This window comes from Geodermatophilus sp. SYSU D01186 (assembly GCF_054050215.1).
In genome coordinates, this window is sequence record NZ_JBJGYW010000015.1 from 15,553 (window position 1) to 38,779 (window position 23,227).

26 protein-coding genes and 1 riboswitch are annotated in these 23,227 nt (G+C 76.2%); of the genes, 11 read left to right on the forward strand and 15 right to left on the reverse strand.

Features of this window, described 5'->3' with window-relative positions; all coding sequences use genetic code 11:
• Positions 1–26: 26 nt before the first annotated feature.
• A riboswitch (cobalamin riboswitch) is annotated at positions 27–153 on the reverse strand.
• Between the two features lie 255 nt (positions 154–408).
• The 4 genes from ACI784_RS12620 (at position 409) to ACI784_RS12635 (ending at position 3,410) form a co-directional block, all read left to right on the forward strand.
• A complete protein-coding gene (locus tag ACI784_RS12620; protein WP_456921420.1) occupies positions 409–1,503 on the forward strand; it encodes an AbrB family transcriptional regulator in 1,095 nt (364 codons plus the stop codon).
• 30 nt (positions 1,504–1,533) lie between these two features.
• Positions 1,534–2,580: an LLM class flavin-dependent oxidoreductase gene (locus ACI784_RS12625; RefSeq protein ID WP_457013714.1), complete on the forward strand. Its 1,047-nt coding sequence runs from the start codon at positions 1,534–1,536 to the stop codon at positions 2,578–2,580.
• Positions 2,581–2,644: 64 nt separating this feature from the next.
• Positions 2,645–2,896 carry a hypothetical protein gene (locus tag ACI784_RS12630; RefSeq protein ID WP_457013715.1) on the forward strand — a complete coding sequence of 84 codons (252 nt, stop codon included), beginning with the start codon at positions 2,645–2,647 and terminating at the stop codon, positions 2,894–2,896.
• A gap of 73 nt (positions 2,897–2,969) precedes the next feature.
• Positions 2,970–3,410 (forward strand): hypothetical protein, encoded by a 441-nt coding sequence (locus ACI784_RS12635; protein ID WP_457013716.1) that lies wholly within the window; start codon positions 2,970–2,972, stop codon positions 3,408–3,410.
• Between the two features lie 4 nt (positions 3,411–3,414).
• Here the strand turns inward: ACI784_RS12635 and ACI784_RS12640 are convergent, their stop codons facing one another.
• Together ACI784_RS12640 and ACI784_RS12645 are read right to left on the reverse strand one after the other, a co-directional pair.
• Positions 3,415–4,146 (reverse strand): class I SAM-dependent methyltransferase, encoded by a 732-nt coding sequence (locus ACI784_RS12640; protein WP_457013717.1) that lies wholly within the window; start codon positions 4,144–4,146, stop codon positions 3,415–3,417.
• A 158-nt stretch (positions 4,147–4,304) separates the two neighbouring features.
• Complete coding sequence (locus ACI784_RS12645; protein WP_457013718.1) at positions 4,305–4,880, reverse strand: type II toxin-antitoxin system PemK/MazF family toxin; 576 nt, start codon at positions 4,878–4,880, stop codon at positions 4,305–4,307.
• A gap of 188 nt (positions 4,881–5,068) precedes the next feature.
• On the opposite strand from ACI784_RS12645, the gene ACI784_RS12650 reads away from it, so the two are divergent.
• Positions 5,069–5,266 carry a hypothetical protein gene (locus ACI784_RS12650; protein ID WP_456921426.1) on the forward strand — a complete coding sequence of 66 codons (198 nt, stop codon included), beginning with the start codon at positions 5,069–5,071 and terminating at the stop codon, positions 5,264–5,266.
• A 50-nt stretch (positions 5,267–5,316) separates the two neighbouring features.
• On the opposite strand, the gene ACI784_RS12655 is transcribed toward ACI784_RS12650, so the two are convergent.
• Complete coding sequence (locus ACI784_RS12655) at positions 5,317–5,742, reverse strand: VOC family protein (RefSeq protein WP_457013719.1); 426 nt, start codon at positions 5,740–5,742, stop codon at positions 5,317–5,319.
• Between the two features lie 30 nt (positions 5,743–5,772).
• The gene (locus ACI784_RS12660; RefSeq protein ID WP_456921428.1) at positions 5,773–6,363 is read right to left on the reverse strand and encodes an MSMEG_1061 family FMN-dependent PPOX-type flavoprotein; all 591 of its coding nucleotides are present in this window, start codon (positions 6,361–6,363) and stop codon (positions 5,773–5,775) included.
• Positions 6,364–6,397: 34 nt separating this feature from the next.
• On the opposite strand from ACI784_RS12660, the gene ACI784_RS12665 reads away from it, so the two are divergent.
• Positions 6,398–6,787 (forward strand): acyl-CoA thioesterase, encoded by a 390-nt coding sequence (locus ACI784_RS12665; protein ID WP_456921429.1) that lies wholly within the window; start codon positions 6,398–6,400, stop codon positions 6,785–6,787.
• Between the two features lie 7 nt (positions 6,788–6,794).
• On the opposite strand, the gene ACI784_RS12670 is transcribed toward ACI784_RS12665, so the two are convergent.
• The 6 genes from ACI784_RS12670 to ACI784_RS12695 form a co-directional block, all read right to left on the reverse strand.
• Positions 6,795–7,082 (reverse strand): hypothetical protein, encoded by a 288-nt coding sequence (locus ACI784_RS12670; protein ID WP_456921430.1) that lies wholly within the window; start codon positions 7,080–7,082, stop codon positions 6,795–6,797.
• A 128-nt stretch (positions 7,083–7,210) separates the two neighbouring features.
• Positions 7,211–8,710 carry a cobyric acid synthase gene (locus tag ACI784_RS12675; protein WP_457013720.1) on the reverse strand — a complete coding sequence of 500 codons (1,500 nt, stop codon included), beginning with the start codon at positions 8,708–8,710 and terminating at the stop codon, positions 7,211–7,213.
• On the reverse strand, positions 8,707–9,372 hold the full coding sequence (locus ACI784_RS12680; protein ID WP_457013721.1) for a lysophospholipid acyltransferase family protein: 666 nt from the start codon (positions 9,370–9,372) through the stop codon (positions 8,707–8,709). Before ACI784_RS12680 ends, ACI784_RS12675 begins: the two co-directional genes overlap by 4 nt.
• Before the next feature lie 100 nt (positions 9,373–9,472).
• Complete coding sequence (locus ACI784_RS12685; protein WP_457013722.1) at positions 9,473–10,186, reverse strand: ANTAR domain-containing protein; 714 nt, start codon at positions 10,184–10,186, stop codon at positions 9,473–9,475.
• Positions 10,187–10,445: 259 nt separating this feature from the next.
• Positions 10,446–11,897: a MocR-like transcription factor YczR gene (gene yczR / locus ACI784_RS12690; RefSeq protein WP_457013723.1), complete on the reverse strand. Its 1,452-nt coding sequence runs from the start codon at positions 11,895–11,897 to the stop codon at positions 10,446–10,448.
• Between the two features lie 249 nt (positions 11,898–12,146).
• Positions 12,147–13,109, reverse strand: coding sequence for a cobalamin biosynthesis protein (locus ACI784_RS12695; RefSeq protein WP_457013724.1), 963 nt, complete (start codon positions 13,107–13,109; stop codon positions 12,147–12,149).
• Positions 13,110–13,161: 52 nt separating this feature from the next.
• On the opposite strand from ACI784_RS12695, the gene def reads away from it, so the two are divergent.
• The 3 genes from def to cobM all read left to right on the forward strand — a co-directional run bounded on the left by def (position 13,162) and on the right by cobM (position 15,750).
• On the forward strand, positions 13,162–13,719 hold the full coding sequence (gene def / locus ACI784_RS12700) for a peptide deformylase (protein WP_457013725.1): 558 nt from the start codon (positions 13,162–13,164) through the stop codon (positions 13,717–13,719).
• A 79-nt stretch (positions 13,720–13,798) separates the two neighbouring features.
• Positions 13,799–15,013, forward strand: coding sequence for a precorrin-6y C5,15-methyltransferase (decarboxylating) subunit CbiE (gene cbiE / locus ACI784_RS12705; protein ID WP_457013726.1), 1,215 nt, complete (start codon positions 13,799–13,801; stop codon positions 15,011–15,013).
• Positions 15,010–15,750, forward strand: coding sequence for a precorrin-4 C(11)-methyltransferase (cobM, locus tag ACI784_RS12710; RefSeq protein ID WP_457013727.1), 741 nt, complete (start codon positions 15,010–15,012; stop codon positions 15,748–15,750). The genes cbiE and cobM overlap by 4 nt, the downstream gene beginning before the upstream one ends.
• A 44-nt stretch (positions 15,751–15,794) precedes the next feature.
• Here cobM and ACI784_RS12715 read toward each other — a convergent pair whose 3' ends face one another.
• Positions 15,795–16,886, reverse strand: a complete 1,092-nt coding sequence (locus ACI784_RS12715; RefSeq protein WP_456921439.1) for a cobalt-precorrin-5B (C(1))-methyltransferase — start codon at positions 16,884–16,886, stop codon at positions 15,795–15,797.
• Positions 16,887–16,912: 26 nt separating this feature from the next.
• Between ACI784_RS12715 and ACI784_RS12720 the strand changes: the two genes are divergently transcribed.
• Complete coding sequence (locus ACI784_RS12720; RefSeq protein WP_456921440.1) at positions 16,913–17,638, forward strand: cobalt-precorrin-6A reductase; 726 nt, start codon at positions 16,913–16,915, stop codon at positions 17,636–17,638.
• A 1-nt stretch (position 17,639) separates the two neighbouring features.
• Here the strand turns inward: ACI784_RS12720 and ACI784_RS12725 are convergent, their stop codons facing one another.
• Positions 17,640–18,032, reverse strand: coding sequence for a hypothetical protein (locus ACI784_RS12725; protein WP_456921441.1), 393 nt, complete (start codon positions 18,030–18,032; stop codon positions 17,640–17,642).
• A gap of 605 nt (positions 18,033–18,637) precedes the next feature.
• Between ACI784_RS12725 and ACI784_RS12730 the strand changes: the two genes are divergently transcribed.
• Positions 18,638–19,129 (forward strand): FBP domain-containing protein, encoded by a 492-nt coding sequence (locus tag ACI784_RS12730; protein ID WP_457013728.1) that lies wholly within the window; start codon positions 18,638–18,640, stop codon positions 19,127–19,129.
• Positions 19,130–19,133: 4 nt separating this feature from the next.
• On the opposite strand, the gene ACI784_RS12735 is transcribed toward ACI784_RS12730, so the two are convergent.
• The 3 genes from ACI784_RS12735 to ACI784_RS12745 form a co-directional block, all read right to left on the reverse strand.
• A complete protein-coding gene (locus ACI784_RS12735; protein ID WP_456921444.1) occupies positions 19,134–20,360 on the reverse strand; it encodes an MFS transporter in 1,227 nt (408 codons plus the stop codon).
• A gap of 59 nt (positions 20,361–20,419) precedes the next feature.
• Complete coding sequence (gene mftD, locus ACI784_RS12740; RefSeq protein WP_457013729.1) at positions 20,420–21,589, reverse strand: pre-mycofactocin synthase MftD; 1,170 nt, start codon at positions 21,587–21,589, stop codon at positions 20,420–20,422.
• A gap of 129 nt (positions 21,590–21,718) precedes the next feature.
• Positions 21,719–23,224 (reverse strand): precorrin-2 C(20)-methyltransferase, encoded by a 1,506-nt coding sequence (locus tag ACI784_RS12745; protein ID WP_457013730.1) that lies wholly within the window; start codon positions 23,222–23,224, stop codon positions 21,719–21,721.
• Positions 23,225–23,227: the final 3 nt, after the last annotated feature.

The window sequence follows — 23,227 nt, forward strand, 5'->3', positions numbered from 1 at the left end:
CCGGAGGTGGCAGGGACGACGGCGGGAGTCTCCTGGCTGCCGGATCGTCGTCCGCCCCCGACCTTCCCGTCCCCGGGGGGACAGTGGCCGAGCGTGGGGACGGACTCCCCGGTCACAGTGGCGGGACCGCGCCGGAATCTCACCGGGCTTCCTCCACTGCCGTCGCGTGTGGCCGCGTCATCAGACCACGACGCCCGGGCGCGCCGACACCCCCGGGTGTCGTGACGGATCGGGAACCGACGGTCCGCGCTCTCCGGCGTGGAGGCACCGAGGTCGACGGCCGCCGCCTTCGGCGCGCACGTCGCCCCGCTGCGCCGCATCGCCGGCGTCTGGGAGGACCCCGTCCTCCCCGCCCTTCGCAGGCTCAGGGCGGGCCCCGGGACGGGGCCGCGGCGGCCAGGAGGCAGAGTGACCCACGTGGGGGGCTCGGGGCGGATCGCGTGGCTGGTGGACGCGGCCCTCGTCGTGGCCGGTGCGCTCGCGGCCACCGTCGTCCTCGACGCGCTCGACCTGCCCTCGCCGTCCCTGTTCGGCGGACTGCTCGCCGGCCTGGTCCGCGGCCTGACCGTCAGCCGGCGGCTCACCGTCCCGCGCCCGGGCGTGACCGCCGCGCAGGCGCTGATCGGCGTCTCCGTCGGCGCGCTGGTCGACCTGGACACCCTGGCCGCGATCGGGCGGGACTGGCTGCCGGTCCTGCTGGTCACCGTCGCCACGCTGGCGCTGACCGTGGTCGCCGGCCTGCTCATGCGCCTGCAGCCGGGGATCAGCCCGGTGACCGGCGCCTTCGCGATGATCGCCGGCGGTGCGTCGGGCATCACCGCGATGTCCCGGGAGCTGGGCGCCGACGACCGGATGGTCGCGGTCCTGCAGTACCTGCGGGTGCTGATCATCGTCGTCCTCATGCCGGTGGCGGCCACGGCGGTGTTCGGCGCCGAGCCCGGGTCCGGCGGGACGCTCGCCGGGGAGGGCGGCCCGGGCTGGCCCGCCGGGCTGCTGTTCTCGGTGGTCTGCGTGGCCGTGGGCCTGCCGCTGGCCCGGCTGCTGCGGATCCCGGTGCCCGCCCTGCTCGGCCCGATGCTCGTCGCGGCCGCCCTCGACCTCAGCGGCCTGGCCAGGGGCGCGCAGGTGCCCGCCGCGCTGGAGCTGGCGGCGTTCCTGGTCATCGGCCTGATGGTGGGCCTGAACTTCACCCGCGCGAGCCTGCGCACCATCGGGCGGGCGCTGCCGCTGGCGCTGGTGATCATCCTGGGCCTCATCGCCGCCTGCGCGGGCCTGGGCGCGGTGCTCACCGTCACCACGGGCGCCAGCGCGCTGGACGCCTACCTGGCCACGACTCCCGGCGGGCTCTACGCGGTGCTGGCCACCGCCCGGGACGGCGGCGCGGATGCCACCTTCGTGCTCGCCGTCCAGGTGTTGCGGCTGTTCGTGATGTTGCTGTCGGCGCCGTTGCTGGCCCGGTGGCTGCGCCGCACGGGGAATCCCGGTGACGCGAACGGTGGTTGACCGTTCAACGGACGACGGCAGGGAGTGGCAGTGGAGCTCGGGGTCTACACGTTCGGCGACGTCCTCCGGGACCCGCACACCGGGACGACGATCAGTCCCGAGCAGCGGGTGGCGAACCTGCTGGAGGAGATCGAGCTCGCCGACCAGGTGGGGCTCGACGTCTTCGGCGTCGGTGAGCACCACCGGCCCGACTACGCGGTCAGCTCCCCGGCGACGGTGCTGGCCGCGGCGGCCGTCCGGACGTCGCGCATCAGCCTGACCAGCGCGGTCACGGTGCTCTCCTCGGAGGACCCGGTCCGGGTGTTCCAGCAGTTCGCCACCGTCGACCTGCTCTCGCACGGGCGTGCGGAGGTCATGGCCGGGCGCGGGTCGTTCATCGAGTCCTTCCCGCTGTTCGGGTACGACCTCGACGACTACGACGAGCTGTTCGCCGAGAAGCTGGACCTGCTGCTCGCGCTGCGCGACGCGCCGCGGGTGACCTGGTCCGGGCGGCACCGGGCGGCGCTGGCCGACCAGCCGGTCTTCCCACGGCCGGTGCAGGACCCCCTGCCGGTGTGGGTGGCCGTGGGCGGCAACCCGCAGTCCGTCGTCCGGGCCGGGGCGCTGGGCCTGCCGCTGGCGCTGGCGATCATCGGCGGCGAGCCGGCCCGGTTCGCGCCGCTGGCCCAGCTGCACCGGCGGGCGGCCGCGCAGTACGGGCACGGGCCGCTGCCGGTCTCGATCAACTCCCACGGCTTCGTCGCTGACACCTCGCAGGTCGCGGCCGACAGCTTCTACGACACCTACGCCGAGGTCATGACCCAGCTGGGGCGCGAGCGCGGCTGGGGGCCCATGACCCGGCCGGACTTCGACGCGCTCGCCGGCCTGCACGGCGCGGTCGTCGTCGGCAGCCCGCAGCAGGTGGCGGAGAAGATCCTGTTCCAGCACGAGTTGTTCGGTCACGACCGCTTCCTCATGCAGTCCTCGCTGGGGGCCGCGCCGCACCGCGAGGTGCTGCGGTCGATCGAGCTGCTCGGCACCGAGGTGGCCCCGATCGTGCGTGCGGAGCTGGCCTCCCGCGCGAAGGCGTCGGCCTGATCACCCGTCCAGGGGCCCCCTTCCCCGCCCGGACGCGCCTACCCTCGACCGGGGCGTCAGGGAGGTGAGGGAGCTGTCCGAGGAGACGACGGGCACGGAGGACGCCGTGCTGCTGTTCGTGGGTGGCCCGCTGGACGGGCGGGTCGAGGTCCGTGAGGCGCGGCACGGTGAGCCGCTGCCGACCATCACCCACGTGCACCTCCACGGCGGCCCCAAGGTGGTGCACCGCTACGATCTGACGACGCTGCAGGGCTCGGCCGGCGTCTACACCGTGCGGCCCCGGCAGTCGGTCCGCGACGAGTCCGTCGCCGACTGACCTCCCATCCGTCACGTCTCGACGCTGACGGGCGGGACTGCCGCCGGCGACGCGCGGGTGCCACGGTCGCCGGGTGACGATCCCGCTGCTCACCCTGCACGTCGCCGCCGGGACGGCCGGTCTGGTGCTGGGACCTCTCTGGCTCGGCGCCCGGATGCGGGGTGCCCGAGCCGCGTTCTCTGCCTGGGGCTACCAGCTCGCCGTCGCGGGGGTCGCGCTCACCGGCGCCGTCCTCGCGCTCGCCGCACCCGGGCTCGCGTGGCTGCTGCCGGTCGCGGTGGGGACCGAGTTGCTGGCGGTGACCGGTGCGCTGGCCCGTCGGCGGGGCTGGCGATCGTGGCGGACGCTCCAGCCGCATCTGCTCGGTGGGTCCTACATCGCGATGGTGACCGGGCTGCTGATCGGGTCGACCGGCAACCCGGTGTGGTGGGCGCTGCCCGCGCTGGTCGGGCAGGTGCCCATCGCGATGGCCAAGCGTCGGCTGCACGCCGCAGGTCACGTGGTGGCCGCCTGACCCGTCACGGGCGCCGCAGCACGAAGCCGGCGTAGCCGAACTCGGTGGCGTGCCTGCGCCGCACGTCGATCTCGACCCGGGCTGCCGCCAGGACCGCGGCCGTCCGCTCGTCCGGCCGGGGCCAGGCGTCGATCGCCGCCTCGAGCGGATCGTGGTACTCCTCAGCCCAGTCGGAGTCGGGCAGCAGGTGTGTGGCGAGGACGTCGTAGCCGGCGGCCCCTGCCGCGGCGACGGTGGCCGCGACGTCCCGCATCGCCGGGTACGCGGCCCAGAACGCGGCGGCCTCCGGGGACGGGGTGTCCGTCGTCCAGACCGCGTCGGTGAGCACGAGGACACCGCCGGGGGAGAGCAGCCGCCGCCACGTGGACATCGCCGCGTCGACGCCCATGAGGTAGGCCGCTCCCTCGCACCACAGCAGGTCGAAGGCGCCGTCGGGGTGGGGGAGCGCACCCATCGAGGCCCGCTCGACCGCGATCCGGCTCGTCAGGCCGGCGTCGGCGGCCGCCTGCCGGGCCCGCCGCAGGAAGGGTTCGTGCAGGTCGACGGCGGTGACCCGGACACCGGCCGCGGCCAGCACGAGCGACGCCCGCCCCGGGCCGCAGCCGATGTCGAGCGCCCTCGGCTCCGCCGGCAGGGCCCCGGCGAGGCCGAGCAGGTGCCGGGTGGTCGCGTCGGATCCCACGCCCTCGCGCGGGAGGTCGCTGTGCAGCGCCCAGAAGACCTCCACGTCGTCCATCCCGGGCAGCGTGCCGCGGCCACCGCAGTGCGGTCGAGCGGATTCCGGGCGTGTGCTCATGCGGCGGTGAGCAGGGGTGGGCCGATGTGGATCTCGGTGCCGTCGGGTGCTTGCGGGGTGCCGCCCACTCACGACTCGCGTCCGGCGCCGGAGCGACGTCAGCTGCGGTGCAGCGTGCGGACCGCGGCGACCGTCTCGTCGAACTGACGCCGGCCGAGCGCGGCGCCGATCCGGCGCGCGGCATCCGGCGGCACGAGCAGGAGCCGGTCCAGCCGCGCCTCGCTGGGGCGGCGCTGGGGGTCCCAGGCCCCGGAGCCGACGTCGATCCACCGCCGGCCGAAACGCGCCTCGTCCGCGGCGTCGCGGTCGTGGTCCTGGCTGGAGAGCATCAGGCCGACGAGGTCCGAGCCCCGCCGGCCGATGACCAGCACGGGCCGGTCCTTGCCGCGGCCGTCGCCCTCGTCGAACGGCACCCACGCCCACACGACCTCCCCGGGGTCGGGCAGGGCGTCGTCGTGCGGGGAGTAGCCGAGGTCGACGCCGGCGAGCGTCCCGGGGAGGTCGCGCACCCCGTCGGACGCCTCGGACGCCGGGGCGGGAGCCGGCGTCCGGCGGGCACGGCGGACCCCCGGCCGGGCCGCTTGCGGAGCCGGCCGGAGCGCCGCCCGGACGGCCGGCCGCAGCGCGGCCCGGAGGCCGTCGGCGAGGCGTCGGCCGAACCCGGATCCGGTCATGAACGGCACCGTACGGAATCGCGGACGGGCGCCGGCACGCGGCCGTCAGCGCGACGTTCGTGGACCTCATGTGTCACGTGTGACACATCGGCACCAATCGGTCACCGGAAGGATTCGACCTGCCGATGGAGGGGCACCATGGCCTCACGGGGCGGGTCAGGGGGCTCCTCCGAGGAGAGGGGGCCGCGATGACCTCGGCCGAACCGGTGCCACCTGCCGCGCCACGGGTGCGGGAGGTGAAGGCCAGCGTACTGGCCGCCTTCCAGCTCGTTGAGGACGCCCGCTACCTGGGGGGCGACCAGCGGTCGCGGCGAGGTCGCAGGCGCAGCATCGTCGAGCGCACCGTGGCCTACCGCAAGCTGGCCCGGGACCTACGCGCCAGCTGAGCCCGACGCCGCGGGCCCGGCTCGCCACGGGCCCCGAGGGGCCAGCGGGTTCAGGCCACGCAGAACTCGTTCCCCTCCGGGTCGGTCAGCGTCGCCCACGTGAACGGGCCCTGGGACTGCCGGTGGAGCTCCGTGGCGCCCATCTCCACCAGCCGCGCCACCTCGGCGTCCCGCTGCTCGGGTCCGACGTGCAGGTCGAGGTGCACGCGGTTCTTGACCGTCTTGGCCTCGGGCACGAGCTGGAACAGCACCCGCGGTCGGCCGGGGTCCGGGGAGTTCACCGCGGCGCCGACCCGCCAGACGAGCGCGCCCCGGTGGGTCGTCGTGTCGGCCTCGCTCGCCGCGCCCGACTCGACCATGCGGCGGATGAACGCCGGGTCCTGCGCCTCCACCTGCCAGCCGAGGGCCTCGGCCCACCAGTCGGCCAACCCGTGCGGGTCGGAGCTGTCCACCACCACCTGGACGTCGGTCGCCATGCCCGCACCGTAGGGCCCGGTACCGACGGCTCAGAGCTCCTGGGCCAGCCCCTCCCGCATCACCGCGTCGTCGGGCAGCGGTGTGGTGAGCCGGCAGTGGTCGCCGAACACCTCGCGCATGGGGGCGAAGGCCGTGCGCTCCACCTGGCGCGACGGGTCCCACAGGCCCGAGCGCATGATCGACTTGGCGCACTGGAAGTAGGCGCGGGTCACCGTCACCACGAGCACCGACCGGGGCGCGCGGCCGAACTCGGTGAGGTCGACGTCCAGGTCCTCCGGCGCGGCCAGCTCGGCGGTGCCGAAGACCCGCAGGGTCTCCTCGATGCCCGGCACCAAGAACAGCAGCGCCGCTCGGGGGTTGCCCGCCACGTTGTGCAGGCTGTCCACCCGGTTGTTGCCCGGCCGGTCGGGGAGCGCGAGCCGGTGCTCGTCGAGCACCTTGACGAAGCCCGGGTCCCCGCCGCGCGGCGACACGTCGGGCCACCCGTCGGCCGAGGCGGTGGACAGCGTCGCGAACGGCGACAGCTCGACGAAGGCCCGGCAGTGGCGGTCGAGGTGGTCGATCACCTTGTCCTGCACCAACTGGGAGGGGTCGCGATAGCGGTCCAGCACGCCGTCCATGCCGAGGACCGTAACCGGACTACGGTCCGTCCCCGTGACGGCACGGTGGAGCGCCCCGGTCCGGTACGTCGAGTGCGACCAGCAGGGCGTCGTCTTCAACGCCCACTACCTGACGTGGGCCGACGAGGCCTCCAACGCCTGGTGGGCCGCGGCCGGGCTGTCGTGGGCCGAGCTCACCGAGCGCTCCATCGACCCGCTGGTCAAGGCCAGCACGCTCGAGTGGTCCTCGGCCGCGCGCTGGGGGGACACGGTCACCGTGGACGCCGAGACCGAGAAGGTGGGCCGCACGAGCGCGACCGCCCGGTTCACCGTGCGCGTCGGGGAGCGGGTCTGCTGCGTCGTCCGCACCACGTACGTCTGCGTGGCCGACGGCGCGGCCGCACCGTGGCCGGACGACGTGCGGGAGCGGCTGGCCGCGGGTTGAGGGCGGGTCAGTCCGGCCGGACCACCTGCAGGACCTCGCCCACCTCCGGCTGCCCCTCGAGCGTCATGCCGAACTCCTCGAGGATCGGGCCGAGCGTGACCATCCACTCCGAGAACGCCTCGGGGGAGTCCCAGACGTCCACGACGTGCAGCACGTCCCCGGCCATCCAGGCGGTGTGGCTCTGCCGGCCGGCCGGGTGCCGCAGCCCCCGCTCGTCGATGCGCCGCCAGGCTCCCTCGTAGGCCGCCCGCGCGTCGCTGTTCGGGGTGTTCACCACGTGCACCGCGATCGCCATGGCCGCCTCCCGCTGCTGGGGTCCGTCGGCGGATGGTCCCGCAGGGGGGCCACCGGCGACACCGCCCGCGGGCGGGGCGTCCGCGCGTCGTGTCCCACGGCACACCCCGTGCGCGCGGCGGGTGCCGGTCAGCGAGACCCGGCGCCGGGCGGCAGCAGCGGCAGGCCGGCCGGGACGCCGTCCTCGACCAGCCGCCACAGCGCATCGGTGTCGGCGTGCTCGGCGACCAGGTCGCCCAGGGCGTCCAGGCGCCGCTCGCGGACGGCGGCGAAGTCGGTGTCCGGGGCCGGGACGAACCGGCGGCCGGCCACCCGCGCCACCTCCGTCAGGAAGGCCCGGCGGAACCCGTCGTTCTCCAGCGCCCCGTGCCAGGTCGTGCCCCAGACCGAGCCACGCCGGGCGCCGTCGAGGAACGGCTCGGCGTCGTCGTCGACGGTGACCACGCCGTGGTGGATCTCGTAGGCGCGCACCGGCTGCCCGAACGCGGTCCCGGTGGGGCGGGCCAGGGTCTTCTCCCGCGCGAACCGGACGTCGGCCGGCAGCAGGGCCAGCCCCGGCACGGTGCCGGCCCGCGACTCGACGTCGTCGGTGATCGTGCGGGCCAGCATCTGGTGCCCGCCGCAGATGCCCAGCACGGGGCGGCCCTCCGCCGCCCGCCGCGCCACGGCGTCGGCCAGCCCCGTCTCCCGCAACCACCGCAGGTCGGCGACGGTGGACCGGGTGCCGGGCAGCACGACCAGGTCGGCGTCGGCCAGCTCGGCCGGGGTGGTGGCGTGGCGGACGAGGACGCCGGGCTCGGCGGCCAGCGCGTCGAGATCGGTGGAGTTGGACAGCCGGGGCAGCCGGACGGCGGCGACGCGCAGCACGTCCTCCCCGTGCGGTGGGCCGGCGGACGGGCGCGCCGTCCCCAGGCCCAGGGAGTCCTCCACGTCGAGGTCCAGCCCCGGAAGCCACGGCAGCACCCCGAGGGTCGGCCGCCCGGTGAGCCCGGTCAGCGACTCCAGCCCCGGGCGCAGCAGCCGGACGTCGCCCCGGAACTTGTTGACCAGGAACCCGGCGACCAGTCGCTGGTCGGCCGGCGGCATGAGAGCCACCGTGCCGTAGAGGGCGGGGAAGACGCCGCCGCGGTCGATGTCGCCGACGACGACCACCGGTAGCTGCGCAGCGGTGGCCAGGCCCATGTTGGCGATGTCGTCGGCGCGCAGGTTGATCTCGGTGGGCGAGCCGGCGCCCTCGCACACGACGACGTCGAAGCGGGAGCGCAGGTCGGCCAGGCAGGCGAGCACCTGCTCCAGCAGCGCGGCCTTCATCGGCCGGTAGGACAGCGCGCTGACCTCGGCCACCGGCCGGCCGAGGACGACGACCTGGCTGGAGTCCTCCCCGCCCGGCTTGAGCAGCACCGGGTTCATCGCGGCCTCGGGGGTCACGCGGGCGGCGGCGGCCTGCACCACCTGGGCCCGACCGATCTCGGCGCCGTCGGGCGTGACCATGGAGTTGTTGCTCATGTTCTGCGCCTTGAACGGCGCCACCGAGACCCCCTGGCGCACCAGCCAGCGGCAGATGCCGGCGGTGACGACCGACTTGCCGGCGTCCGACGTCGTCCCGGCGACGAGCAGCGCCCCTGTCACACGGTCTCGCGCGGGGCGCCCCAGCCGGCCTTCTCCTGCCCCGACAGCTCGGCGATCGCCTCCATGATCTGGTCGGTGACGGCGCGGCGGGCCCGGCCGTTGCCGGCCATCCCGCGGTACTCGGGGAAGGTGAGCGGCGCGCCGAAGGTGACCGACACCTTGTGCGGGCGGGGCCAGCGGGAGCCCACCGGCTGCACCTCGTCGGTGCCGGCCACCGCGACGGGGACGACGGGGCAGTCGGCGGTCAGCGCCAGCCAGGCCACCCCGGTCTTGCCGCGGGCCAGCCGGCCGTCCCGGGAGCGGGTGCCCTCCGGGTAGATGCCGAAGCCGCCGCCCTGGCGCAGCACCCCCAGGGCGGTGTCGAGGGCCTCCTGCGCGGCCCGGTGGGTCTGCCGCTGCACCGGCAGCGCCCCGAGCGCGGTGAACAGCGTCTTCGACAGCCAGCCGGAGACGCCGGACCCGGTGAAGTACTCCGCCTTGGCGAGGTAGCCCACGCGGCGCGGCGCCGAGAGGGGGATGACCATGCTGTCGATGAACGACAGGTGGTTGCTGGCGAGGATGAACGCGCCGGTGGCCGGGACGTTCTCCCGCCCGGTGACGTGGGTGCGCAGCGCGATCCGGAACAGCGGGCGCAGCAGGAACCGGACGACGAGGTAGAGCACGCCGCGCTTCCCCTCTCGGCTCGGGGGGACCACCGGCGGTCGCCGGTGGCAGCGGCATTCTCCCGCGCGCCCCGGAGCGGGCTCCCCCAGGGCCTGTGGCTCAGTGCATGCGCGGGCTCGGCGGGCACACGTCGCGGATGAGTCCGCGGATGTCGTCGGGCAGGGACGCGTGCCCGGCGGCCGACTCCGTGATGGCCACGGCCACGTCGCGCACCTTGCGGTGGGAGTTGCTCGAGATGTGCGCCAGCACGTCGAAGGCCACCTGGTCACCGCATCCGGTGAGCAGCATGACGATGCCCTTGGCCTGCTCGATCGCCGCCCGGCTGCCCATCGCCGTGCGCAGCTGGGCCACCTCGGTCTCCAGCGCGCGCACGCGGTCGCCGTCGGCGCCGCCGTCCACGTGCGGGGCGTGGGCGGGCTCGGCCGGCACCTCCACGAGCAGCCCGTCCAGGGCCTCCACCACCCCGTTGGGGTCGAGCACCGGCTCACCGATGAGGACGCCGGGCCGCTCGGTGCCGCCGCGGCCGCGCAGCCGCACCCGCATCGAGAACGGCAGGCCGTCGGTGCAGGCCGAGGCGATCGCCGCGAGCGCGTGCGGGCGGTCGCCGGAGTGCATCGAGCGCACCAGCAGCTCGGTGCACGGGTGGGCGCCGCCGTGGCCGCAGTCGAGCAGCGTGGTCATCTCCGGGGACCACGTCCAGGTGCCGGTGCGCCGCTCGTATCGGAACCGGCCGGCGAGCCTGCGGGCGTTGCGGACCGGCCGGGACGCCGAGGGCCCGGGGTGCGGCCCCGCAGAGGCGGGCGGGCCGGACACGGGACGGACCGAGGACAGGATGGGTGACGGCGTCACTGTCATGTCGACTCCACGGGGGGGTCGCCGGACGGGTGTCCGGCTGTGCGCCGACGGCCGTGGCTTCGACCACCGCGGTGGGCCGGTGACGCACGGTCACCGAACTCCCGTTGGGTGACACGGTACGACTCTGTAGCGCGGCTTGCACCCCGGGCGACGGGGCCCCCACGCCGTGCAGCGCGTCGCCACGGGCTGTCGGTGCTCGACGGCCTCCCGCAGCGGTTCAGACGACGGTGAGCGGGCGGGTCGGGGCCCATCCCCGGGCGGGTGCGGCGGGCAGGCCGGCGCTCACCGAGGCGAGCAGCTCCACCGCCGTCCGCAGCCGGTCCGGGGGGAGGGTGAACGGCAGCCGGAGGTGGTCGTCGAACGCGTGCCCCGTGCCGAAGGCGCGGCCCTCCGCGAGCACCAGCCCGAGCGGGGCCGCGGCCGCGGTCAGGGCCGCGGAGCTGAGGCCGGGTGGCAGCCGGCACCACACCGACAGCCCGCCGGAGGGCCGGGGCGCCGTCCACCCGGGCAGCGTCCGGGCCAGCTCGGTCAGCAGCACCTCGCGCCGCTCGCGCAGGGCCTCCCGGCGTTGCTCGAGGACGTCGTCCAGCTGCCGCACCAGGACGGCGGCGGCGAGCTGGTCGACCACCCCGACGGAGAGCTGCCGGCGGCCCAGCGCCTCGCCGAGCTGGGCGGCCAGTGCCGGGTCGGTGCGGACCCAGCCGATCCGCAGACCACCCCAGACGGCCTTCGACAGCCCGCCGACGGTGACCGTGGCGGCGTCCGGCAGCGCGGCGGCGAACGGCGGCAGGGAGCCGTCGTCCAGGTGCAGCTCGGCGGTCACCTCGTCGACGACGCTCAGGACGCCGTGCTGCCACAGGGTCGCGGCCAGCCGGCGCCGCCCCGCGGCCGACAACCGCGCACCGGAGGGGTTGGAGAAGTCGGGCATGACGAACGCCATCCGGGGGCTGCTCTGCCGGGCGACCAGTGCCGCCGCGGCGACCAGGCCGTCGGGGTCGGCGGCGTCGACCGGGGCGGGGACGCACCGGCCGCCGGCAGCGGCCACCATCCCGAGCGCGCCGGGGTAGGTCGGGTGCTCCACGAGCACGCGGTCGCCGGGCTGGAGCAGCGTCTCGAACACGATCGCGGTGGCGTCGCCGGTGCCGGCGGTCACCACGACCTGGTCGGGCCCGGTGGGCAGGCCGCGGGCGGTGAAGCGGTCGGCGATGGCCTCCCGGAGCTCGGGCAGGCCGCTGGGCGCGTACCCGTGCCCGGCCGCGTACGCCGGGAGTGCGGCCAGCGCCTGCTGGTAGGCCGCCTGCAGCTGGGGCACCGCCTCGGGTGCCGCGTGCGCGAGGTCGAGCAGCTCCGGGTCGGTGCTCGGGGCCCGCCACACGCTGCTCGCGGCCGGCAGCTCGGCCACCGTGCCCGAGCCGTGCCGGGTGACCGCGAACCCGTCGGCGCGCAGCTGCCGGTAGGCCGAGGCGACGGTGACCCGGCTGGCGCCCAGCTCGGCGGCCAGCTCCCGCTCCGCGGGCAGCCGGCTGCCACTGGGCAGCGCCCCGGTCGTGACCAGCTCGCGGATGCGGCGAGCCAGGGCGGCGTAGCGCGGGCCGGGCGCCACCTCCACCGGCCCGACCAGGGTGGCCAGCTCATGCGCCGAAGTGGACTGGGCCGAGCGGGGTGGCATGCGGGCCACCATGCCGTAGTGGACCGCATTGCACCAGCCGGATCGGTGCCACTCTCTCGGCATGACCTCAGGTGGTGTCGTCGTCCTGTTCGTCCTGCTGGGGATCACCGCGCTGTCGGTGACCACCCTCGTCGTCGCCGTCCGGGGTGGCCGCGGTCCGGCCGACCCGCCGGCCAGCCACGCCCGCGTCGACCCGGGCGGCTTCCCCGTCCTGTCCGAGCCGCGGGGCCTGCTGCCGCGGCACCCGCCTCAGCCGCGCCGGTCGCGCGGCCCGCGGCGCAGCCGGCCGCTCGCCGCGAGGGCCGCGGCGGCGATCCAGACCGCGCGGGAGAGGCGCACCGCGCGGCCGATGTCGCCCGCGGCCGGCGCCCGGCCGCTGCCGAGCACCGGCCGCTCCTCGACCCGGCTGCCGTAGACGTTCCGGCCGCCCAGCCGCAGCCCCAGCGCCCCGGCCAGTGCCGCCTCGCACCGGCCGGCGTTGGGGCTCGGGTGGGCGGCGCCGTAGCGGCGCCACGTGGTCCAGGCGCCGGGGGCCGTGCCTCCGGCCAGCGGGGCGGTCACGACGGTGAGCGCGGCGGTCACCCGGGCGGGCAGCCAGTTGGCGACGTCGTCGGCGCGGGCGGCGGCCCAGCCGAACCGCAGGTACCGCGGCGAGCGGTGGCCGACCATCGCATCGAGGGTGTTGACCGCGCGGTAGGCCAGCAGCCCCGGAAGGCCGGCGACCGCGCCCCACACCAGGGGGGCGACGGCGGCGTCGGAGGTGTTCTCCGCGACCGACTCCACCGTGGCCCGGGCCAGCTCGCCGCCGTCCAGCCCGGCCGGGTCGCGTCCGGCCAGCGTGGGCAGCAGCCGGCGGGCGGCGGGGAGGTCCCCGGCGTCCAGGGTCGTGGCCATGGCGGTCGCGGCCCGGCCGAGTGAGGTGCCGCCCAGCACGCTCCAGGTCACGACGGCGGTGACGAGCCCGCGGGCTCCGGGACGGGTGCGGGTGACCCGGTCCAGGACGAGCCCCAGGACGGTCGCCCCGCCGGTCAGCGCGGCGGCGTACCCGGCACCGGCCGGCCGCGAGTCCCGCCACGCGCGGCGCTCCAGCGCACCGGCGATCCGGCCGAAGCCGGCGACGGGGTGCCACCGGCGCGGATCGGCCAGCAGCAGGTCCGCCGCGGCGCCCAGCGCGAGCCCCGCGGCGGTGGGCAGGTCGCGGGGCGGCAGCACCGGCACATCGTGCCAACCGGGCGGGCCGGCGCCGTCCCTAGGATGGGCGTCCATGCGCCTGCCCGGCCGTTACGACGGCACCGCCCGGCCGATCGTCACCTACGGCACCGACCCGGTGCTGCACCGCCGGTGCGCGCCGGTGACCGAGTTCGGCAAGGGGCTGCGCCACCTGGTCCTCGACATGTTCGCCTCGATGGAGGCCGCCGACGGCGTGGGCCTGGCCGCCAACCAGATCGGCGTCGACGCGCGGGTCTTCGTCATCGACTGCCCCGATGCCGACGGGGAGGACGTCGTCGGCTACGTGGTGAACCCGGAGCTCACGGTCCTCGCGCCGCGGGAGGGCGAGCCGGCCGAGGAGGTCACCGAGGAGGGGTGCCTGTCGGTGCCCGGCCCCTACGCCGAGCTGCCGCGCGCCTTCCGCGCCCGGGTGGACGGCGTGGACGCGGCGGGCCGGCCGGTGTCGATCGAGGCCACGGGCATGGCCGCCCGCTGCCTCCAGCACGAGGTGGACCACCTGCACGGGACGGTCTACGTCGATCTGCTCCCCGAGGAGGAGCGGGAGCGGCTGCTGGCGGAGGCGGCGGGCCCCGGCGGTGAGCTGCCGGCGTGACGACGCCCGAGGGAGCATCGCAGCGAGCGCCGGCGAGCGAGGAGCGGATCGGGGTCGGAGTCGCGCCCATGGACACCGCGTGAACGAGGGGTGGCGCGTCACCGTCGTCGGCGTCGGCGCCGACGGGTGGGACGGGCTGCCGCCCCGCTCGCGGCGGGCGGTCGAGGACGCCGACGTGCTGCGGGGCAGCGCCCGGCAGTTGGCGCTGGTGCCTGACGGCGTGGCGGCCGAGCGGGTCCCGTGGCCCTCGCCGATGGCGCCGGCCCTCGCGGCGCTGCCGGAGGCCCACCCCGGACGCCGGGTGGTCGTGCTGGCCAGCGGCGATCCCATGCTCTCCGGCGTCGGCACCTCGCTGGTCCGCCTGCACGGGGCGGGCGCGGTGACGGTGCTGCCGGCCCCGTCGTCGGTGACGCTGGCCTGCGCCCGGCTGGGCTGGGCGGGAGAGGAGACGCAGGTCGTCCCGCTCGTGGGCCGCCCGGTGGACCTGCTGGTCCCGCACGTCACCCCGGGACGCCGGCTGCTGGTGCTCGGCTCCGACACCCGGACGCCGGCCGGGGTGGCCGCCCTGCTCGCGGACCTCGGCTACGGCGGCAGCCGGGTGATCGCCCTGGCGCGGCTGGGCGGGCCGGACGAGCGCCGGTTCGAGGGCCTCGCCGCGGAGTGGGCGCACCCCGAGACCGACCCCCTCGTGCTCACCGCCGTCGAGGTCGTCGCCGACCCGGGCACCGTCCCCCTGCCGACCGTGCCGGGGCTGCCCGACGACGCCTACGCGCACGACGGGCAGCTGACCAAGCGCGACGTCCGCGCGGTGACGCTGGCGCGGCTGGCGCCGCTGCCCGGTCAGCTGCTGTGGGACGTCGGTGCGGGGGCCGGGTCGATCGGCGTCGAGTGGATGCGGGTGCACCCGTCCTGCCGCGCCGTCGCGGTCGAGTCGCACGCCGGACGCGCGGAGCGGATCGCGCACAACGCCGCCCGGCTCGGCGTCCCGGGCCTGGAGGTCGTGCGGGGGCGGGCGCCCGGGGCGCTGGCCGGCCTGCCGCGGCCGGACGCCGTCTTCGTCGGCGGCGGGGCGACCGCGCCGGGCGTGCTCGACGCCTGCTGGGACGCCCTCGGCCCCGGCGGCCGCCTGGTCGTCAACGCGGTCACGGTGGAGAGCGAGGCGCTGCTGGCGCAGTGGCGGGCCCGGGTGGGCGGGTCGCTGACCCGGCTGTCGGTGGCCTCCGCCGAGCCGGTCGGGACCTTCACCGGCTGGCGGCCGGCGATGCCGGTGACGATCTGGAGCACGACGCGGTGACGGTGTACTTCATCGGGGCGGGTCCGGGCGCGGCGGACCTGGTGACCCTGCGGGCCGCGCGGCTCATCGCCGCGGCCCCGGTCTGCCTCTACGCCGGCGCCCTGGTGCCGCGCGAGCTGCTCGACACCGCCCCGCCGGGTGCGCGGCTGGTCGACACCGCCGAGCTCGACCTGGACCGGATCACCGCCGAGCTGGTCGGCGCGCACGAGGCCGGCCTCGACGTCGCCCGCCTGCACTCCGGGGACCCGTCGGTCTACAGCGCCATGGCCGAGCAGATGCGCCGGCTCGACGCCGCCGGCGTGCCGTACGAGGTGGTGCCGGGGGTGCCGGCGTTCGCGGCGGCCGCCGCGGCGCTCAAGCGGGAGCTCACCGTGCCCGGGGTCGGGCAGACCGTGGTGCTCACCCGCACCTCGGCCCGCTCGACCCCGATGCCGCCGGGGGAGGAGCTCGCGGCGTACGCGGCCACCGGCGCGACCCTGGTCCTGCACCTCGCCGTCCAGCGGATCGCCGAGCTCGCCCCGCAGCTCGCCGGGCACTACGGGGACGACGGCCCGGTCGCCGTCGTCGCCCGCGCCAGCCGGGACGACGAGCTGGTGCTGCGCGGCACGCTCGCCGACATCGCCGCCCAGGTCGAGGCGGCCGGGGTGCGGCGGACGGCGATCGTGGTCGTCGGGCCGGTGCTGAGCGCCGAGCAGTTCCCCGACAGCCACCTCTACTCGACGACCCGGCCCCGCTGATGCGGAGGCTCTCGGCGCAGGTTTCCTGCACCCTCAGCCTCCGCTCAGGCGCGGCCGACGATCGTGCCGGCCCGGTCGATCACCACGACGTCCACCTCGACCGGCGCCCCGCGGAGCACGCCGAGCGCGGTCTCCCGGGCGCCGGCGGCCACCAGGTCGCCCAGGGGCAGCCCGGCGGCCTGGCACTGCTGCAGCGCGTCGAGGGCGGTGTTCGCCGTCCGCACGCCCTCGACGAGCTCCGCGGGACCGCCGGCGTCGCGCACGCGGGCGGCCAGCGCCTCGGTCGAGACCTGGGAGCGGCCCGAGTGCAGGTCGAGGTGGCCGTCGGCGAGCTTGGCCAGCTTGCCGATGCCGCCGGCGACGGTCAGCCGCGGCACCGGGTGGCGTCGCAGGTACTTGAGGACGGCGCCGGCGAAGTCGCCCATGTCGAGCAGCGCGTCCTCGGGCAGGCCGTACAGCTCGGTGACCACCCGCTCGCTGGTGGAGCCGGTGCACCCGGCGACGTGGGTGTGCCCGGCCGCCCGGGCGACGTCGATGCCGCGGCGGATCGAGTCGATCCACGACGAGCACGAGTACGGGACGACGACGCCGGTGGTGCCGAGGATGGACAGCCCGCCGAGGATGCCCAGCCGCGGGTTCCACGTCCGCCGGGCCAGCTCCTCGCCGTGCTCGACGGCCACCTCCACGACGACGTCCCCGGTGCCGCCGTGCCGTGCGGCCACCGCCGCGACGTGCTCGCGCATGAACCGCCGCGGCATCGGGTTGATCGCCGGTTCCCCCACCGGCAACGGCAGCCCGGGCTTGGTCACCGTGCCGACGCCGGGGCCGGCCCGGAACACCACCCCGCTGCCCGGCTCGCCGTGCGTGACCCGCGCCGACACGAGGGCGCCGTGGGTGACGTCGGGGTCGTCGCCGGCGTCCTTGACGATGCCGACGGTCGCGGCGCCGTCCGCCAGGTGCTCGCGGGCCAGGGCGAAGGAGGGGTGCCGGTCGTTGGGCAGGTCGATCGAGACCGGGTCGGGGAACTCGCCGGTGAGCAGCGCGGTGTAGGCGGCGGTGGTCGCGGCGGTCGCACACGCTCCGGTCGTCCAGCCGAAGCGCAGGCCCGTGCCGCGCTCGCGCCCCGCCTCCGTCACCCGGTCAGCATGCACGGGGCGACGACGTGACCGGCCGGGTGCTGGTGCTCGGCGGGACCGGGGAGGCCCGCCGGCTGGCCGGGCACCTCGTCGCCGAGGGGGTCGACGTGGTCAGCTCGCTGGCCGGCCGGGTCGCCGAGCCGCGGCTGCCGCCGGGTGCGGTGCGCATCGGCGGCTTCGGCGGCGTGGACGGGCTGGTGGCGGCCCTGGACGGCGTCGCCGCACTCGTCGACGCCACGCACCCCTTCGCCGCGACGATGACGGCGCACGCCGCCGCGGCCGCCGCCGCCACGGGCACCCCGCTGCTGCGCCTGCAGCGCCCCGGCTGGACGCCGCAGCCCGGCGACGACTGGCGCTGGGTGGACTCGCTCGACCAGGCCGCGGCGGCGGTGGCCGGCTCCGCGTCGGTCTTCCTCACCACCGGCCGTCAGGGGCTGGCGGCCTTCGCGGGACTGACCGGCCGCTGCCTCGTGCGCGCGGTCGAGCGGCCGGCACCGCCCCTGCCGGAGAGGGTCACCGTGGTGCTGGCCCGCGGCCCGTTCACGGTCGAGGAGGAGCTCGCGCTCCTGCGGGAGCACGACGTCGACGTGGTGGTGACCAAGGACAGCGGCGGGGGGATGACCGCGGCCAAGCTCACCGCGGCGCGTCAGCTGGGGCTGCCCGTGGTCGTCGTCCGCCGGCCGCCGGTGCCGCGGGGAGTGCCCGTCGCGGCGACGGTCGAGGAGGCGCTCGCCTGGCTGGGGCTCCGGTGACTCAGATGTTCGCGGGCCAGAACGACCAGGACGTCACCCACACGATGCCGATGGCCACGACCAGGGCGACCGGGACGTGCAGCGCGATCTGGCCGTGGCTGCCGAGCCAGGCCTGCAGGAACGTCAGCAGGAAGGTGACCCCGGTGAGCGCCGCCGGCCACCACTGGGTGGTCCGCCGCCCGTGCAGCGCGGTGGCCACCAGCAGCAGCCCGGTGCTGACGTGCAGGGCGATCGCACCGGTCCCGTGTCCGGAGAGTGCGTCGGTGCCCGAGATCATCCGGCCGGCGGTGAAGAACTGCCAGAGCAGCACGAGCACCGAGAGGACGGCCGCGGCCTGCACGAGCCGGATGGTCGAGCTCTGGCGCGCCACGGCGTTGTCGCGGGTCCGGGTCATCGGAGGCCTCCGGGATCGGGCAGGGGCAGGGGGCGGTGGTGCTTGAAGATTGCAACACCGGGGGGCGGTGTCCACCAGAGGGGCGGACCCGATCGGCTGATCCCCGAAGCAGGGGGTCCGGGGCCGGGCCGCCTCGTCCTGTTCGGCCTCGACGGCACGCTGGTCGACTCCTCGCCGGGCATCCATGCCTCCGTGCGGGTCGCCGCCGCCGCGCTCGGCCGGCCGGAGCCGACGCCGGCCCAGCTGCGGGCGATGGTGGGCCCGCCGCTGCAGGACGGGCTTCCCGCTGGTCCTCGGCGTCCCGCCGGTCGACGTCCCGCGGGCGGTGGCGGCCGACCGGGCGCACCACGCAGCCGGAGCACTGCTCGACGTCGCCGTGCGACCGGGAGTACGACGTGCGGGGCGCCGGGGCGCACGGGCTGCCGTGCATCGGCGCCGGCTTGGGGCCCGGCCGAGGACGGCGAGCCGGCGGACGCCGGCGCGGCGGTCGTGGTGGCCACCCCGGCGGAGGTGCCGGCCGCGCTGGACCGGAAAATCGGCTGACCGGGCGGCGGTCGTCCCGCAGGATGTCCGCCGGCAGTCCGACGAGGTGGGGAGCAGGAACGGTGCAGGCGCTGACCGAACGACAGGTGCGGCGCTCGTTCGCCAACTGCTCCCGCGGGGAGGCCGACGGCCTGACCCTGCCGCCGGGCTTCGCGGACCTCGACTGGGCGCAGCTGGAGGTGCTGGGCTGGCGCGACCCCAAGGCGCCGCTGCGCGGGTACCTCGTGCTGGAGGTCGACGAGCGGCCGCTGGGCATCGCCGTCCGTGCCGCCGACACTCGCATGTCCAGCCGGACGGCGGCCATGTGCCTGCTGTGCCAGACGGCGCAGCCGGGGGACGCGGTCTCGCTGTTCACCGCCAGGCGGGTGGGTGAGGCCGGGCGCAACGGCAACACCGTCGGCACCTACATCTGCGCCGACCTCGCCTGCTCGCACCGGGTCCGGACCGAGATCCCGCCGTGGCTGCAGGACCGCGACCCGGCCGAGGTGGTCGCCGAGCGGGCGGCGGAGCTGCGTGAGCGGGTGGTGGGCTTCGTCGCCGCCGTCCGCCGCTGACCTCCTAGGCGGCGACCGGCTCGCACTGCTCCACGGAGGAGAGCCGGCGCTGGGCGCGGCGCCGGCGCAGCAGGCCGGCCACCGCGGTGAGGGCCAGGACGACGAGCACCGCGCCGTAGACCTCGGCGGTCGGCCGCAGCCCCACCTCGCCGGCGGCCAGCCCCGCGACGATCGCCGGCACGCTGAACGCGAGGTAGCCGACGACGTAGACGCTGGAGAGCAGCCCCGCGCGGTCGCCGGGTGCGACGCCGGCGGTGATGGTGCCCATCGCGCCGAGGAACGCCGAGCCGAAGCCGAAGCCGGAGATCACCGAGGCGACGAAGAACAGCAGCAGCGAGCCGGTGCCCAGCGCGGTGATGGTCGTGCAAACGCCGAGCACGAACAGCAGGGCGCCGGTCAGCATCGACCGGTGCGGGCGGACCCGCCACATCGTGATCGAGCCGATCGCGCCGGTGCCCTGCATGGCGAGGATGAGCAGGCTGCCGACCAGGTGGTCGTCGACGCCGAAGACGCCGACCGCCAGCGAGGGGCCGAGGGAGAGGTACAGCCCGCCGAGCGCCCACATCGCCACCAGGCAGGGCAGGGCCACGAGGAAGGGCGGCCGGTGCGCGCGGGGCACCCGCACCTGCGGGCGCAGCGAGGCCAGCGCCCCCGGCGTCCGCGGCGAGGTCTCCGGCAGCAGGGCGACGACCGCGGTGGCGACGAGGAAGGCGACCGCGAGCGCGGCGAAGACCCACCGGGTCGGGTGCGGGGCGTACTCGACCAGCACCCCGGCGCCGACCGCGCCGAGGGACAGGCCGACGGTCGGCGACGCGGCGTTGAGCATCGCGGCCAGCGGCCGGTCACGGCGCTGCAGGTCCAGCAGCATCGCGCCGAGGGTGCCGGTCAGCGCGCCGACCGACAGCCCCTGGACCACCCGGGCGGCCAGCAGCCAGCCCACGCCGTCCGCCGCGAGGAACAGCACGCTGGCCAGCACCTGGAGGAGCAACCCGACGACGATGACCGGACGCCGGCCGACGTGGTCCGACAGCCGGCCCACCACCAGCAGGGCGCCGAGCAGGGCGATCGCGTAGATGCCGAAGACCGTCGTCAGGACGCCGGCGGAGAACCCGAAGCGCTCCTGGTAGACGCGGTACAGCGGCGAGGGCACCCCCGAGGCCGCGAGGACCAGGACCAGCAGCGTCGCGGCGGTCCAGAAGGCGGCGGGCCTGGGCAGTCGACGGGAGGGCACGCAACGTGGCAAGCCCTCCCGCCGGACCCGCATTCCCGGTACCCGGTGGGTCGCGCGTCTCAGCTGCGGGTGAAGCCCGGCGGCAGGACGACGTCGTCGCGGGTGAGGTCGTGCACCGACGTCTTGCCCAGGCCGAGCAGCGCCTCGTCGATGCCCTGCCGGATGATCGACAGCACGTTCTGCACGCCGCGCTCGCCGTTGGCGGCCATGCCCCACAGGTAGGCGCGCCCGATCATCACGGCCTTGGCGCCCAGCGCCATCGCGCGGACGACGTCGCCGCCGCGGCGCACGCCGCCGTCCATCACGACCTCGACCTGGTCGCCGACCGCGTCGGCGATGGCCGGCAGCGACCGGATGGCGCCGGGGGTGCCGTCGAGGTTGTTGCCGCCGTGGGTGGACACCGAGATGGCGCTGACGCCGGCGTCGACCGCGCGGCGGGCGTCGTCGACCCGGGTGATGCCCTTGAGCATGAACGGCCCGCCCCACTGCTCCCGCAGCCAGGTGACGTCCTCCCAGGTGGGCAGGGCGGTGCCCATCCACTCCCCGTAGGCGCCGAAGAAGTTCGGCGGCTCCTGCCCGTCGAGGGCGAGGTTCGGGACGCTGAGCTCGGGGATCGCGCCGGTGCGCAGGTAGGTGGCCAGCCAGCGCGGCTTGCGCAGCACCTCGGGGGCGAACTTCAGGGCGTTCTTGACGTCGATCTTCTCGGGGATCGGCGGGCTGCCCCAGTCGCGCCGGGAGGCGAAGGACCAGTCGAGGGTCATGATCAGGCCCTTGGCGCCGGCGGCGCGGGCGCGCTCGGCCCGGGCGAGGATCGTCTCGCGGGAGCCGACCCAGTACATCTGGAAGAGGAGCTTGTCGGTGGCGGCGCCGACCTCCTCGACCGGCTTGCTGGCGAAGGAGGACAGCCCCATCGCGACGTCCTCGGCCTTGGCGGCGCGGGCGACGGCGACCTCGCCGTCGGGGTGCACCGCCTGCACGCCGGTGGGGGAGATGAGGACGGGCATGGACACGTCCTGTCCCATGACCGTCGTGGCCAGCTCCCGCTTGGCCGACAGGCCGGCGACGTGCGGCCGCCAGGTGATCTCGTCGAAGGCGGCGACGTTGTCGTTCGCCGTCAGGCCCTTCTCGGTGCCGGCGACCAGCGCCATGTACACCGACCGCGGCAGCCGCTTCTTCGCGCGGTGCTGCGCCTCCTCGACGGTCTCGAACCAGTCCTTCGTGCTCGCCATGGGTCCTCCTGCGCTCCGGTCAGCCAACGGCCGGCGCGCCCGGGAACCGGTGACGCGCGCCACGTCCGGCGAGCATGCTGCCAGTCGGTGGCACTGAGTGTCACGCGCGTCTTCTCGCCCGCGGAAGGATCAGCCGCGGGCCGCCGGGTGGGTGCGCGGGCTGTAGACGACGCCGCCGGGGCCGACCCGGGTCTGCGAGGAGCCGACCAGCACCAGGCAGCGCATGTCCACCGACTCGGAGTCGAGCTCGCCGAGGGTGGTGACGGTGACCTGCTCCTCCGGGCCGCCGACGTCGCGGCCCACGACGACGACGGTCTCCGGTGCGCGGGTCTCCAGCAGCACCGCGCGGGCCTCCCCCAGCTGGTGCGGGCGGGCCTTCGAGCGGGGGTTGTAGAGCGCGATCACGAGGTCGGCGGCCGCGGCGTGGCGCAGCCGGTCGACCACGACGTCCCACGGTTTGCGGACGTCGGAGAGGCTGAGCACGCAGAAGTCGGCCCCCAGTGGCGCGCCGACCCGGGCGGCCACGGCCTGCGCGGCGGTCAGGCCGGGGAGCACCCGCACCGGCACACCGGCGAACTCCGGCCGGCCGGCCACCTCCAGCACCGCGGCGGCCATGGCGAACACCCCCGGGTCGCCGCTGGAGACCACCGCGACCCGGCGTCCCCGCCCGGCCAGCTCCAGGGCGTGCGCGGCCCGCTCGGCCTCCACCCGGTTGTCGCTGGGGTACCGCGTCTGCCGCGGGTTGACCGGCACCCGGTCCAGGTAGGGCCCGTACCCCACGAGGTCGTCGGCGGCGGCCAGCGCCTCGGCGGCCTCCGGCGTGGTCCACGACCGGCGGCCCGGGCCGAGACCGACGACCACCACCTCCCCGGTGCGCGGTGCGGTCTCGTCGTGCTGCTCGGCCCCCGGCAGCGGACCGGTCAGCGGGCTGGGCAGCAGCGCCAGGGAGAAGTAGGGGACCGTCGCGGGGTCGACGTCGGCCAGCGGCAGGGTCCGCTCCCGCGTCGTGCTCGCCCGCTCGACGTACAGGGCCCGGTCCAGCACGCCGGCCCGGTCGAAGGCCTCCCGCACGTGCGGGAACGTGCGGCCCAGCTTGAGCACCGCGGCGGAGTCGGTGGTGGCCAGCCACTCGGCGAGCTCGTCGGCCGGCAGCGTCCCGGGCAGTACGGTGAGCACCTCGTCGCGCTCCACCAGCGGCCGCCCGACCGCCGCGGCGGCCCCGCTGACACTGGTCACCCCGGGCACCACCTCGGTCGGGTAGCGGCCGGCCAGCCGCTTGTGCATGTGCATGTAGGAGCCGTAGAAGAACGGGTCCCCCTCGGCGAGGACGACGACGTCGCGCCCGGCGTCCAGGTGCGCGGCCAGCCGCGCCGCCGCCGCCTCGTAGAACTCGTCGATGGCGCCCTGGTAGCCACCCGGGTGGTCGGTCGCCTCGGTGGTGACGGGGTAGACCAGCAGCTCCTCGACCTGCCCCTCGCGCAGGTAGGGCGCGGCCACGGCGCGGGCCACCGAGCGGCCGTGCTGCGCGGCGTGGAACGCCACGACGTCGGCGGCGCCGATCAGCCGGGCGGCCTTGACGGTGACCAGTTCCGGGTCGCCGGGGCCGAGCCCGACCCCGTACAGCTTCCCGCTCACTCG